At 37.0% G+C, this 14496-nt stretch carries 13 protein-coding genes; 6 read left to right on the top strand and 7 right to left on the bottom strand.

Going from position 1 to position 14496, the window contains the following annotated elements; genetic code table 11:
* Position 1: 1 nt before the first annotated feature.
* Positions 2 to 511, bottom strand: coding sequence for a threonine/serine exporter family protein (locus tag JGH11_RS03605; protein ID WP_201110202.1), 510 nt, complete (start codon positions 509 to 511; stop codon positions 2 to 4).
* A gap of 12 nt (positions 512 to 523) precedes the next feature.
* Positions 524 to 1324, bottom strand: a complete 801-nt coding sequence (locus tag JGH11_RS03600; protein WP_201110201.1) for a threonine/serine exporter ThrE family protein — start codon at positions 1322 to 1324, stop codon at positions 524 to 526.
* Positions 1325 to 1760: 436 nt separating this feature from the next.
* Here JGH11_RS03600 and JGH11_RS03595 point away from each other — a divergent pair, with 436 nt between their 5' ends.
* The 5 genes from JGH11_RS03595 to JGH11_RS03575 are packed head-to-tail and all read left to right on the top strand — an operon-like array spanning position 1761 to position 10146.
* Positions 1761 to 4436, top strand: coding sequence for a 4-alpha-glucanotransferase (locus JGH11_RS03595; protein WP_201110200.1), 2676 nt, complete (start codon positions 1761 to 1763; stop codon positions 4434 to 4436).
* 15 nt (positions 4437 to 4451) lie between these two features.
* Positions 4452 to 6302 (top strand): glycoside hydrolase family 13 protein, encoded by a 1851-nt coding sequence (locus tag JGH11_RS03590; protein ID WP_201110199.1) that lies wholly within the window; start codon positions 4452 to 4454, stop codon positions 6300 to 6302.
* 36 nt (positions 6303 to 6338) lie between these two features.
* Positions 6339 to 7373 (top strand): LacI family DNA-binding transcriptional regulator, encoded by a 1035-nt coding sequence (locus JGH11_RS03585; protein ID WP_201110198.1) that lies wholly within the window; start codon positions 6339 to 6341, stop codon positions 7371 to 7373.
* Positions 7374 to 7414: 41 nt separating this feature from the next.
* A complete protein-coding gene (locus JGH11_RS03580) occupies positions 7415 to 8752 on the top strand; it encodes an SLC45 family MFS transporter (RefSeq protein WP_201110197.1) in 1338 nt (445 codons plus the stop codon).
* 29 nt (positions 8753 to 8781) lie between these two features.
* Positions 8782 to 10146: an alpha-amylase family glycosyl hydrolase gene (locus JGH11_RS03575; RefSeq protein WP_201110196.1), complete on the top strand. Its 1365-nt coding sequence runs from the start codon at positions 8782 to 8784 to the stop codon at positions 10144 to 10146.
* 236 nt (positions 10147 to 10382) lie between these two features.
* Here JGH11_RS03575 and JGH11_RS03570 read toward each other — a convergent pair whose 3' ends face one another.
* The 4 genes from JGH11_RS03570 to mce form a co-directional block, all read right to left on the bottom strand.
* Positions 10383 to 10829, bottom strand: coding sequence for a biotin/lipoyl-containing protein (locus JGH11_RS03570; RefSeq protein ID WP_201110195.1), 447 nt, complete (start codon positions 10827 to 10829; stop codon positions 10383 to 10385).
* 16 nt (positions 10830 to 10845) lie between these two features.
* On the bottom strand, positions 10846 to 11022 hold the full coding sequence (locus tag JGH11_RS03565; protein ID WP_201110194.1) for a hypothetical protein: 177 nt from the start codon (positions 11020 to 11022) through the stop codon (positions 10846 to 10848).
* A 21-nt stretch (positions 11023 to 11043) separates the two neighbouring features.
* Positions 11044 to 12594, bottom strand: coding sequence for an acyl-CoA carboxylase subunit beta (locus JGH11_RS03560; protein ID WP_201110193.1), 1551 nt, complete (start codon positions 12592 to 12594; stop codon positions 11044 to 11046).
* Between the two features lie 93 nt (positions 12595 to 12687).
* Positions 12688 to 13101 carry a methylmalonyl-CoA epimerase gene (gene mce, locus JGH11_RS03555; protein WP_201110192.1) on the bottom strand — a complete coding sequence of 138 codons (414 nt, stop codon included), beginning with the start codon at positions 13099 to 13101 and terminating at the stop codon, positions 12688 to 12690.
* 332 nt (positions 13102 to 13433) lie between these two features.
* Between mce and JGH11_RS03550 the strand changes: the two genes are divergently transcribed.
* Positions 13434 to 13700: a hypothetical protein gene (locus JGH11_RS03550; RefSeq protein ID WP_201110191.1), complete on the top strand. Its 267-nt coding sequence runs from the start codon at positions 13434 to 13436 to the stop codon at positions 13698 to 13700.
* A gap of 130 nt (positions 13701 to 13830) precedes the next feature.
* Here JGH11_RS03550 and JGH11_RS03545 read toward each other — a convergent pair.
* Positions 13831 to 14496: head GIN domain-containing protein (locus tag JGH11_RS03545; protein ID WP_201110190.1), on the bottom strand; the 666-nt coding region annotated here is incomplete at its 5' end.

Here is a 14496-nt window from a genome sequence, read left to right as displayed (position 1 = left end):
ACTATCTTTTGCCTATCATATCTTTAAGGGAAATATTCTTTACACTCGATTTACGGAATAATAACGCACCGATACAGATACCTATCGCCAGCGTGAACAATAAAGACATGGTCAGCATCAGATTGTGCGACATCTCTATAAGAATATGAGGATTTTGCTCCACTGTAGGTAGGTCGGTGACCTTAATTCCGGCTAACATTGTTTTGTATGCAAACATTCCGGGAATCATTGTTATACAAGCGGGCATTGTGAATACTACAGGTGGGCTATCTACCTTATGGGCTGCAAATATACCGACCAATCCTATTAATACCGATCCGGCCAAAGTTGCAGTAATCAACCCAAAATCGAGTTGAATAAGAATAAAGCGTATACTATGACCCATACCCCCCAAGAGTCCGGCTACCCACAATAGACGTTTAGGCGATCCGAATAATATGGCCCAACAAAAGCCCACAACAAAGGCAATTATAAAATCACGGAATATATTTAGTATCGTTAATTCTTCCATTCTGGCTTCCTTCTAAAAATTACTAATTCCCATAAGTGTAATACACAATGTCATGCCAGCAGCAATACACAACAGGATGAAACCTCCAAATAAGGCCCTATTGATGGCAGAAGGCAGGTAACCTTCGATAAGGTCTATCACGCAATTTATTAATGGTACACCCGGTATCAGGTAGAGCACAGCTGTCGCCATAGCTGCTTGCGGATGTTCTCCAAAACCATATAATCTGCCTAATCCTGTAATGAGAGTTGTAACAAACGCTGCAGTTGTAATACCTATCATCGGGTTAAACTTCATTTTTGTAAAAAAACATTTGACAAGAAACCCTATGAATGCCCCGATAAATGCGACTAAAGCATTCTTTTCGTCACCCATTGAAAATAAGCAAAGTCCGGCGCATGAGAACCCAACGGCTACAGCCACTACAATGTCTTTGTAGTTTGGTTTTCCTTTTATCTTGGCAAACTCTTTTTCAACCTTCGATATGGTCCAATTTTCTTCCTGTACTTTCCACGATAGATGCGAGATCTGTGTCAAGACGGCAAGATGGACATTATGAGTAGGTGAGTTTTTATAACATGTTACCGAGTTTCTGGGATCGTTCTTATCTTTAACTGTCACTAACAGCCCTTTAAAAGAGGGACTCATATCCATCTCAAATTCCCATGTTGTAGCAAGTCTTCCCAAATTACTATTCAGACGGCCGCAATGAGCCCCTGAAGCAAGCATAAATGTTCCTATCTCCAATATTAAGTCGGCAAATCGTTGTGCCGATATTTTTTCTCTTTCTATAATATCTCTTAGTTCCGGCATTTTGATATGCAAGTAAAATAGGTCTGCGACCGTAATTCATTTCAGATACAAAGATAGATGTTTTTAATTATAAGTAATAACCATTTTTATTTTAACTAAAAGGTGACAAACTTGTACAGAATTTCATTGTTTTTTTACTTGCTATTTTTATTCTATTAAAGTATAACAGTAATACATATAGATAAATATAGAAGCTCCGCATTTGATTTTTTACCAATAAACTTAGTTCTATACTATTATTATAGCGTATCATGCAATCGTTTGCAGGTTAATTCTTACTGAAACTAATATGTATTGATCTTATCCTAGTTTATAAATACGTAGATTTGTTAGATATAAGTAATACATATACTTACAAAAATGAAAACAGGTCAGTAATTTTACTCCTTTTTTTGAGAAAAGCATAAATCTAAATTGAACCATAAAAGCATCAGCAATGAAAATAAAACTACTTGTTGACTATTTTACCAGTTGGGGGCAAACTCTATTTGTTTGTGGATCTACTCCTGAATTAGGAAATTGGGATGAGAATAAAGCTATTGAGATGATAAATGTCTCGCCGTCTCTTTGGTCGCTTAATCTAGAAATTAAAGATGTAATAGAGTTAGAATATTATTATTTTGTAAAAGATACTAACGGGATAGTTGTCAAGGAATGGGGTAATCCTCATTTTTTGAGACTTAATTCTGGTAAATATTTTGATATTCGGGATACATGGAGAGGTGTTCCTGAGCAGAAATATTTTTATACTTCCGGATTTTCTGATAGTTTTTTTGCACATGAGAATAAAGCTAAGCTAAAATATACGAAACAAACAATCGTGTTAAGTATAGTTTGTCCGTATGTAAAGAAAGGTCAACGATTAGTACTCTGTGGGACATCTAAACTATTAGGCGAATGGAATCTCGAAAGAGCTTTACAGCTTATACCGGCTAAAGATGGAAATTGGGAAATAGCATTTAATGCTACTCAGATAAAAACACCGCAGGAATATAAACTTGCCATCTATGATGAAACTTCAAGGGGAATAGTACATTGGGAGGAAGGAGAAAACCGTATATTAAATCCTTTGAGTGTTGATATAAAAGATAGCTATATAAGAGTAGAATCGATAATTTATCGTCATGGATGGATGAATTGGAAAGCAGCGGGAGTTGCAATTCCGGTCTTTTCGTTACGGACTGATGATAGTTTTGGAATCGGGGAATTCTCCGATTTAAAAAAGATGATAGACTGGGCAAAATTGACTGGGCAAAAAATCATACAGGTTCTACCTATTAATGACACGACAATAACTCATTCGTGGACAGATTCATATCCTTATAATGCAATCTCAATATACGCCCTGCATCCTATTTATTTAGGGTTGAAAGCTTATCCTCTGAATGATGGGGAGTTGTTTAAGGTGTATTTAGACGAGGCTGCAGCACTTAATGTACTGAAAGAAGTAGATTACGATAAGGTTCTCGACCTGAAACGTAGATATATAAATGATCTTTTTAAGGAGTCGGGAACGATTGTTTTGAAAAGTAAAGAATATAATGATTTCTATAAGCAAAACGAAGAATGGCTCTTCCCTTATGCCTGTTTTTCTTATTTACGTGACGTATATAAAACAGCAAATTACAGAGTCTGGAAGACTCATAAAATATTCGATAAAAAGAAATTAGCGAAATTTGCTCAAACTGATAAAGACGCAAAGAAAAGTATTGAGATCTCATGTTTCACTCAATATTTATTACATAAGCAGCTTGTCGATGTTAAAGAATACGCACACACTCACGATGTAATACTAAAAGGTGATATTCCAATTGGTATTAGTCGCGATAGTGTAGAGGCGTGGGTTGAACCTCACTTGTTTAATCTGGACGTTCAAACTGGAGCTCCACCTGATGATTTTTCTTTTTTTGGACAGAACTGGGGGTTTCCCACATATAATTGGGGCGAAATGGCCAAAGATGGTTATCAGTGGTGGGTAAAACGTTTTCGAAAGATGGCCGATTATTTCGATGCTTACCGTATCGATCATATTTTAGGTTTCTTTCGCATATGGGAGATACCTTTGTCTTCGGTTCAGGGACTGTTAGGATATTTTAGTCCGGCTTTACCTTTTACTGTAGATGAAATACGTTCGTCAGGTATGTGGTTTGACGAGTATCGGATGACTAATCCTTATATTCACGAACACTTTCTAGGGGATATATTCGGGGAGTATAGACAAGAAGTAATAGAACAATATTTGAGGGCTATTTCTTGGCAACGATATGAACTGAAAGAAGATTACAATACTCAGGTAAAGATAAAAACCTTATTTGAAGGGAAGAATGACGAAAGAAGTCTTCGTATACGGGATGGCTTATATAGTCTATGTAATGAAGTATTATTTGTAAGAGACAAACGGCAGCCCGAAAAATTCCATCCAAGGATTACTGCTCAATATAGCTATTCTTATAAAGATCTGGATAAGGAAGCCCAAGATTGTTTCAACAGATTGTATGACGACTTCTTTTATAACCGTCACTCTCAATTTTGGCGTGACGAAGCAATGAGGAAGCTTCCTAGCCTTATATCTTCTACCTCAATGCTCGTTTGTGGTGAGGATTTGGGGATGGTTCCGGCTTCAGTTCCTTCGGTAATGAACGAACTGCAAATATTAAGTCTCGAAATAGAACGTATGCCTAAAGAACGTGAAGAATTATTTAATAATTTGCAACATTTACCATACTTAAGTGTTTGTACTACATCGACACATGATATGTCGCCTTTGAGATTGTGGTGGAAAGAAGATAAAAATGTTACCCAAATCTATTATAATCAAATATTATGGAAGAATGGAATTGCTCCTGAAGAATGCACATCAGATATCTGTTGGCAGATAGTTAGCAATCATTTAAATGCTCCATCAATGCTTACTATACTTCCACTTCAAGACTGGTTGTCGATTGATGATAAATTGAAACGTCCTAATGCAGATCAAGAGCGTATAAATATTCCGGCAATATCGCAACATTATTGGAGATATCGGATGCATATGACTTTAGAGGAATTGATTGAATCAAAAGAGTTTAATGAACGATTATTGTCGATGGTAGAATCTTCCGGCAGAAAATAAAAATAATATAAAAGCATGAAGAAAATATCCTTAATTCTATGTTTACTTATTTCATTCAGCCTTTCAGGCTTGGCTGCAATAAATGTAAAAACTGTAGAGCCTGCATTCTGGTGGGCTGGTATGAAGAATCCCGAACTTCAGGTCCTGTTGTATGGTGATAATATAGCAAGCTCGACTGTCTCCATTACATCCAAGACTACATTGGTGAAAGAAGTGGTAAAGCTCGAAAATCCTAATTACTTGTTACTTTATTTAGATTTGTCGAATGCCGTACCCGAAAGGTTTGATATAATACTACAACAGGGAAAAGACAAGAAAGTAGTACCTTACGAAATAAAACAGCGCGAAAATGGATCCTCTCAAAGAAAAGGGTTTAACGCAGAAGATGTATTATATCTGATCATGCCTGATCGTTTTGCCAATGGAGACCCTTCTAATGATGAGATTTTTGGTTATCCCATTAATCGGAGTGTTTCTAATGCACGACATGGAGGCGATTTTAAAGGAATTGAAAACCATCTTGATTATCTTCAACAGTTAGGAATAACAGCTGTATGGCTAAATCCTGTATTGGAAAATAATATGAATGAGAATGAATATCCTGCTTATCATGGATATGCAGCTACTAATTTCTACAAAGTAGATGCTCGTTTTGGAACAAATGAAGATTATCGTAATCTGATAGATCAGATACATGCTCGAGGAATGAAGATTGTGATGGATATGATATTTAATCATTGCGGAAGCGATCATTTTCTATTTAAGGATATGCCTGCTAAAGATTGGTTTAATCACGATGGAAAATATGTGCAAACTTCGCATCGTACATCTGTACAATACGATCCGTATCGTTCAGACTACGATTATAAAGCGGCAGTAGACGGATGGTTTGTGGAGTCGATGCCGGATTTGAATCAGCGTAATCCGTATGTAGCTAAATATCTTATACAGAATAGTATATGGTGGATAGAGTATGCAGGGTTAAATGGCATCCGACAAGATACACATCCTTATGCCGACTATGATATGATGTCGCGCTGGTGTAAAGAAGTGGCTGATGAATATCCGGATTTTAATATTGTAGGCGAAACATGGTATCACAATAACGCCGGGCTTGCTTTTTGGCAGAAGGATAGTAAATTGGCTAAACCTAAAAACTCATACCTCAAAACGATTATGGATTTTCCGCTTGTAGACATTAGCGAGAAATGTTTCGATGAAGAAACTGGAGAATGGGGCGGAGGTTTTATGAATGTACATGATTATCTTTCACAGGATTTTATATATGAAGATCCCATGAATCTTTTAATTTTCTTAGATAATCATGACACATCTCGCTTCAATAAGAACGAGCAGGATACAACAAATATCAGTCGTACAAAGCAAGCTCTTGCTTTTATCCTTACAATGAGAGGAATACCACAGATATATTATGGAACCGAAATTTTAATGACCGGCTATAAACCTGATGGAGATGGATTTTTACGGAAAGATTTTCCAGGAGGATGGAAAGAAGATAAAGTAAATAAGTTTGAAAAATCAGGACGTACTGCTAAAGAAAACGAGGTATTTGAATATACCAAGAAATTATTAAACTGGAGAAAAGACAACAATGTCATCTCAAAAGGTTCATTAAAACAGTTTGTGCCATCGAATAGTGTTTATGTATATGAACGTAAATATGAAGGTCGGTCTGTGGTTGTGTTCCTATCCGGCTCAGATAGCGAAAAAACTATTGAACTAGCAAGATACAAAGAGGTTTTACCAAATAATCAGGCTAAAGATATTATTAGTGGAGATATTGCAAATTTAGGTAACGGAACTTTGACAATCACTCCTAGAAGTGTCTTGATATTAGAATTTTGATTACTTTTATAAGAAGTAAAATCAAACTCTTATAGCATGAAAAAAGGGCCGCTTACCATTAAAGATATAGCCAGAGATCTTAATATATCGCCCTCGACAGTGTCGAGGGCTTTGAAGGATAATCCTGATATTAGTCCCGAAACGAGGAAAATAGTGCAAGACTATGCTAAAGAGCATAAATACAAACCGAATGCATTGGCTTTAAGCCTGAGAACTCAACATACTAATATCATAGGGGTAATTGTACCCGAGTTGGCAAATCATTTCTTTTCCGGGGTTTTATCAGGAATGGAAACAGTTGCAGAAGAAAAAGATTATCATGTTATTGTGTGTCAGTCTTCCGAAGATTATCAGAAAGAGATACGGAATGTGCAAACGCTTATAAAAGCACGTGTTTGCGGTGTTCTGATTTCACAATCGAAGGCAACGATGAAATATGATCATTTTCAAGAATTGATAGATAATGATATTCCGGTGATATTTTTTGATAGGATATGCACAGGCATAGATTCTGATAAAGTTGTTGTAGATGATTATTCAGGTACATTTACAGCTGTCGAATACATGATAAAAACGGGTTGTAAACGTATAGCCTTTTTTTCAGCGCCACTACATCTTGAGATCTCTAAAAATAGGAAAAATGGATATTTGGATGCACTTCGCAAATACCATATTCCGGTGGATGAATCGCTTATGCGTATAGCTGATACTAAACAATTGGGTTATGAAAAAGCCCTCGAAATATTGAAGGAACCCAATTATCCTGATGCTTTTATGGCTATGAACGATTATACAGCTTCCGGCATTCTGCTAGCGACTAAGGAGTTGGGACTGAAAGTGCCCGCTGATATATCTATTTGTGGATTTTCTAATTCGAATATTTCTCAGGATACAGATCCTATGTTGACTACAATGGATCAACATCCCAAAAAAGTTGGAGAAGAAGCTATGAGCTTAATGTTGGAGAAGATAGAAAATCCGGAGAGCTCTTCACGTAAGAATAGAATAATAAAAACATCTCTGATTGTACGGCAAACCACAAAGCCTTTGATCGATGGAACTATTATATAGAATGATCAAAGATCGATGATCTTAAAATAGAATATTATACCATGAAACAAAAACCAACACTTACCTTTTGGCAAATATGGAATCTTAGTTTTGGATTCTTAGGCATTCAAATAGGGTATTCATTACAAAGTTCGCAAACTAGTCGGATTTTATCGGCTCTAGGCGCAGACCTAAGTCATCTGAATTATTATTGGTTGGCAGCGCCTATCGCAGGCTTGATAGTACAACCTATTATCGGTATGTCGAGCGATCGTACATGGACCCGGTTTGGACGACGTATACCGTTTATATTGGGCGGGGCCATAGTATCGGCGATAGCGATGTTCTTTATGCCCAACTCTGAGTTTGTCGCACATATAATGCCTCCTTTTATTTTTGGTGCTTTTATGCTACTGTTTATGGATTGTGCTTTCAATGTTTCAATGCAGCCATTCAGGTCGTTGGTGGGGGATATGGTAAATGATAAGCAGCGTAATTTGGGCTATTCTACTCAGAGTTTTCTTACAAATGTAGGGGCGGTTGTTGGGTCTTTCTTGCCTTTCATCCTTACTTGGATTGGAATAAGGAATATCCCAAATGAAGGAGAGATGGTTCCACCCTCAGTGATTACAGCATTCTACTTTGGAGGAGGAGCATTGTTATTGACTGTGTTGTGGACCTCCTTTAAGGTAAAAGAATATGCTCCGAAGGAGTATGAGCAATATAATAACATCACAGATATAGAGAAGGAACGAAGATCTTTTATAAGTATTTTGAAGAGTACTCCTAAAACTATGTTGCAACTCGGAGTTGTACAATTCTTTTCTTGGTTTGCTTTGTTCATTATGTGGGTATATGCAACAGACGGTATTGCTGAAAATGTATGGCATACCAAAGATCCTCTTTCTAAGGCTTATAATGAGGCTGGAAACTGGAATGGAGTATTGAGTGGAATATATGGAGTATTTGCTGCTGTTTTCTCTATATTCATGGCTAAGATGGCAGATAAAGTAGGTCGTAAAAAAGTTTACTCTTTTGCCTTAATGATGGGGGCATTAGGACTTGTTTCGATGTATTTTTTTGATGATAAGAATATGCTTCTTTTATCTATGCTAGGTGTTGGAATTGCATGGGCAGGTATTTTGGCAATGCCATATGCTATCTTATCTGCGGCATTACCACCTAGTAAAATGGGCGTCTATATGGGAATTTTTAATGCCACAATTACGATACCTCAGATTGCCGCAGGATTAACGGGCGGTTTATTATTGAAGCATGTGGCTGGTGGTAGTTCGATTACAATGCTTGTTGTGGCAGGTGTGTCTATGTTCTTAGCTGCTGTTTCGGTTGTATTTGTACAAGATTCAGATCGTCAACTGAAACCGGAAACTATTGATTAAACCAGAATTTATTATTCAAATTATAATTTATGAGAAATAAAGTATTTTTTATTATTGCTACGATAGCTTTGATTGGTTATTCATGTAGCAAGAAGCCTCAGGTTTCAAATGGGGAACCTATTGAGAAATGTACTGTTAAGCATTTAGATTGGACTCGTAATGCGGTTATATATGAAGTAAATGTAAGACAATATACAAAAGAGGGTACTTTTGCTGCATTCGAGGATCATCTTCCTCGATTGAAAGAATTAGGAGTTGACGTGTTGTGGTTTATGCCAATACATCCAATTTCGGAAAAGAACCGCAAAGGAGCCTTGGGCAGTTATTATGCAGTAAAAGATTATACTGATGTAAATCCTGAGTTTGGTACTAAGGAAGATTTTAAACGCCTTGTTGATAAAGCACACGGAATGGGATTTAAAATTATTCTTGACTGGGTTGCAAATCATACCGGATGCGATAATGTGTGGACAACCGAGCATCCTGACTGGTATGTAAAAGATAGCATTAGTGGCGATTTTAAAAGCCCCTACGATTGGACAGACACATATGAATTAAATTATGACAATAACGATTTACGCTTAGGAATGATTGAGTCAATGAAATATTGGGTAAAACATTTCGATATTGATGGGTATCGCTGCGACATGGCTCATGAAGTTCCAACTGATTTCTGGAACCAACTGCGTCCTGGCTTAGATAGTATTAAGCCTGTATTTATGTTAGCTGAGTCCGAAAACTACGATTTGTTGGAACATGCTTTCGATGCTAATTATTCATGGGAACTAATGCATATGATGGCTGATGTTAACAAAGGGGTAAAAACAGCAGAAGATATCATTTCCTATATTCAAAAATTGGATACAATTATGTGTCCGGATGCCTACAAAATGAATTTTTTGACCAATCATGATGAAAATTCATGGAATGGAACAGAGTATGAGCGCTATGGGAAATGTACCGATGCTTTTGCCGTACTTACATATACATTGAATGGCATGCCAATGATATATACAGGACAAGAAGTGGGAATGAAGAAACGTCTTTCATTTTTTGAGAAAGATATGGTTCCATCATGGACAACCAATGCCACTACTACATTTTATAAGAAATTAAATGAATTGAAGCATACTCATCCCGCTCTTCGTGCAGGAGAAATAGGAGGGAAGCTAAGATTTTATACATCGTCAGCCGGGAAAGAGTTGTTGATTTTTTCAAGGGAAAGTGCAGGTAAAGAGATAATGGTAATGTTGAATCTATCGGGTAAAAGAATTACATATACAAGTAATGATGCTTTGAACAGATCTGATTATACCGATTATTTTTCCGGAAAGAAAGTAGATAAACTACCTGATACATTGCAGGCTTGGGAGTATCGAATATTTACAAGATAAATTAAAAAGGGAGATTTTAAATAACAAAATCTCCCTTTTTTATAATCCTGTTTATATCTTTTTTAAGAAATTGTAGAGGAGTGTGGAGGTATATCCAATCTGAATTTAATTGTTTGTCCTGAAAAGGTGCTCTGAGTGGAAATGTGAGATTTCTATTAGAGCATATTATAGTATGTATTAAATGCAAAATGCTGCATGGCGTTTCTACCATACAGCATCTTATTCTGATTGTATTCTTATCCGATAGTGAGCAGAACTACTCCTTCAAGAACAGAGTCTCCTGTATTTACACATATTTCGGTTACTTTACCATCTACAGGTGCTTGTATAGCATTTTCCATTTTCATGGCTTCAAGCATGGCTACTGTTTGACCTTTTTTCACTTCGTCACCCACATTTACTTGAATTCCGATAACAATACCAGGTAGAGGTGATTTTACTGCACCGGCACCACCTCCGGTAGGTCTGTTTGCACTAGGCGTCGCTGTTGCGGATTTTGGTGCAGCAGGTGCGGGAGCAGCTTTAGCTGCTGGGCGTGTAACAAGGCTTACTTCCTCGTCACTATTTACCAATTCTACCTTGTAGTTAGCTCCGTTTACGGCTACTTCAGCAAGGTCGCCCTCCATTTTATTCACGGCAACTATATATTCTTGACCGTTGATTCTGTATATGAACTGTTTCATAATGATTTTCCGAATTTTATTTTCTTACTGGCATTTGAAGCATAGCCTCCCTTTTGTCGGCCCAAGGCAAATAATCTTTCGATACATGTTTTATAGTTAGTACATTACTCTCTATATCATGTTGATGTTGCGCATCATATATAGCCATCGCTATAGCTGCCAATACTTCTTTTGATATATTCTGATCGCTCATTGTTATATTTATTTTGAAGGATTACAAAGGCAGATTGTCATGCTTTTTAGCAGGATTAACTTGCTTTTTAGTTCTCAACTGTTCCAACGCACGAATTACACGGAAACGTGTATTACGCGGTTCGATAACGTCGTCGATATATCCATAACGAGCAGCGTTGAAAGGGTTACAGAATAATTTGTTATATTCTTCTTTCTTAGCAGCAAGTGCTTCAGCAGGATTTTCGGAGTCTTTGATTTCTTTAGCATACAATACTTCCGCAGCTCCGTCAGCACCCATTACTGCAATTTCTGCAGTTGGCCATGCGTAGTTGATATCCCCACGAAGTTGTTTACAACTCATCACGATGTGAGAACCTCCATAAGATTTACGTAAGGTAACAGTTACTTTAGGCACTGTCGCTTCACCATAAGCATAAAGGAGTTTCGCTCCGTGAGTGATCACACCACCGTATTCTTGTCCTGTTCCAGGAAGGAATCCAGGTACATCTACCAATGTTACTAATGGAATATTGAAAGCATCGCAAAAACGTACAAAGCGTGCTGCTTTACGAGAAGCATTGATATCTAGTACTCCGGCAAGATATTTAGGTTGGTTTGCTACAACACCCACAGACTGTCCGTTCATACGAGCAAAACCGATAATGATGTTTTTAGCATAGTTGCCATGTACTTCAAGGAATTCACCATTATCCACAACAGCACCGATAACATTAAGCATATCGTAAGGCTTGTTTGGATTATCGGGGATGATTTCGTTCAACGAATCTTCCATTCTGGCAATAGGGTCAGTGCACTCTTTGCGAGGAGCTTCTTCCATATTGTTTTGTGGAAGGAAACTATATAGATGACGGATAAGAGAAAGTCCATCGTCTTCATTTGCTACAGAGAAGTGAGCTACACCCGATTTTGTAGTGTGTACACTAGCGCCACCAAGATCTTCTTGAGTAACGTCTTCACCTGTAACAGTTTTTACAACCTTAGGACCAGTAAGGAACATATAAGAAGTGCCTTCAGTCATCAGAGTGAAGTCGGTAAGAGCAGGAGAATATACAGCACCACCAGCACATGGTCCGAAAATACCTGATATTTGAGGTATTACGCCCGATGCAAGAATGTTACGTTGGAATATTTCAGCATAACCGGCCAAAGCATTTACTCCTTCTTGGATACGTGCGCCACCCGAGTCGTTAATACCGATCACAGGAGCACCTACTTTCATAGCCATATCCATTACCTTACATATTTTCAATGCCATAGTTTCGGAAAGAGATCCGCCGATTACAGTAAAGTCTTGAGCGAATATATAAACCAAACGGCCATCGATAGTACCGCATCCGGTTACTACACCGTCACCAAGAAATTTTTGTTTGTCCATACCGAAGTTTGTACTACGGTGTTCTACAAACATATCGAACTCTTCGAAGCTGCCTTCGTCAAGCAGGATAGCTATACGTTCGCGTGCTGTGTATTTGCCTTTTGCATGTTGAGAATCAATTCTCTTCTGACCTCCACCAAGACGAGCTTTTGCACGAAGTTCCATTAGCTCTTTTACCTTTTCAAGTTGGCTCATTTTTTAATATTTTAAATTCTAAAAAAAATTTTAATCTGTTTTTATACAAAAAATGACTTTACTGCATCGTTTAAGAGCGTAAAGTCATTTTCTTTATTTTTTTGGAGTTTCACAGAATTCAGTAAGTACGCTGCCTGTTGTTTTAGGATGAAGGAAAGCTATATCCAAGCCTTCGGCTCCACGGCGAGGTGCTTTGTCGATAAGTTGAACACCTTTTGCTTCTACTTCTGCCAAAGCGTTGGCTACTCCGTCCTGAACACACCAAGCGATGTGATGGATGCCTTCTCCTTTTTTCTCAATGAATTTAGCAATTGTACTGTCAGGGCTTGTAGGCTCAAGAAGCTCAATTTTAGTTTGTCCTACTTTAAAGAATGCAGTTTTTACTTTTTGGTCTTCTACAACCTCTATGTTATAACATTTTAAACCTAAAACACCTTCATAATATGGAAGTTGTTCTTCAATACTTTTTACAGCAATACCTAGATGCTCAATGTGTGAAATATCCATGATTTTATTTGAATAAAAGTTATTATTTAGTTCGGCGCAAAGGTACTACTAAAATATAAGACAACGAAATTTATATTGTAAAAAAACACAGTTTTTGCACAAAGTGATAAAAAGTGTGCAGTCGGCTGTTCTTTTTTCTAAATGGTAGTATTTTAACATAGTAATATCCTTTTTGTCAGTCTGATATGAAAATATAAATATCAATGTAGAGAGTCCGGTTATTACTTTTTATCATTTTTGTCTGTTAAAAGAAATGAATTTAGTGAACAATTTATCAATCTCAATCCTTTAAAATCATGCACTATTATGTCTAACTTTTAAAGTGAATTGCTATGAGTCTAAAAGTTGCTTTAAAGGTTGGGGATATTCTATATAGGGTAGACCCCAGAAAATTGTCGATAAAGGTTTTTAAAATCATTTCTCCTGATGAAAAAAGAGACGTTGTTACCACCTACGAAAACTTTAATTTGGAGAAGGATGAACGAAAACGTTTTATCCAGCTTGCGATTGAAAAGTTTCCATTCGAGTTTAAAGGTTTATTGTACTTCTTAACTGAAGATGAAGCTAATCGTTATATTAAAACTCAAATAGGTATGTGATGCTTTTACAAATTTGGGATATCTATATATTTTGAATCTAAGGTATATAGATATCCTTTAAATGATAAATTGAATATAGAGATATAAAAGAAATAAGGATGGAGTAGACCCCATCCTTTTTTAATTTATATTAGTTTATTTGCATTACTTTGCCCGATCCTGAGATTGATTTGTCTATATTAGGGTTTCCTTTGTATCTTACGTTACCACTACCCGAAACTTTTATCTGCAAATATTTATCGGCCCAAACATCGAAATCTCCACTGCCTGAAACTGTACAATATACAGAGTCAGCCTGTATTGCTACGGTATTTACTTTTCCACTACCTGATATAGAGCTTTCTATAAGTGAAACTTTACCTCCGTTTATTGTAATGTCAGCCGAACCGGAAGCTTTTGATTTTAAAGTTTGGCATATCAGGCTATCGATGACTACGTTTCCACTACCTGACAGAGAAAATTCTAAGCCGGAAGTTTCTAGTTTTCCTTTTACCTGAGCTTTTATAGATCCACTAGCGCTTAATTTTTCCAAAGCGGTAGAATTGGTATAGATCATGAATTTTGTGGGGCGTATATTTTTCTTGCTATCAATAGTAAGAACCCCATTGTTAGACTCGATAGTCAATAATGGATAAATGTTCTCATCTGTTTCTATGCGTAGATACGGGGCTTCATTCGGCTTCTGTTCATAAATGAGTGTGGATGATCCGCTAAATTCCAATTGCTTGTAGTCGGATATATTTACTTCGTTGTTCGTAATATTTCCATTTCCTCTAACCTGTCTCTTATACACACT

It is taken from the genome of Dysgonomonas sp. Marseille-P4677 (assembly GCF_016652235.1).
GTDB lineage: Bacteria > Bacteroidota > Bacteroidia > Bacteroidales > Dysgonomonadaceae > Dysgonomonas.
This window is presented reverse-complemented; position numbering and strand designations above follow the sequence as displayed.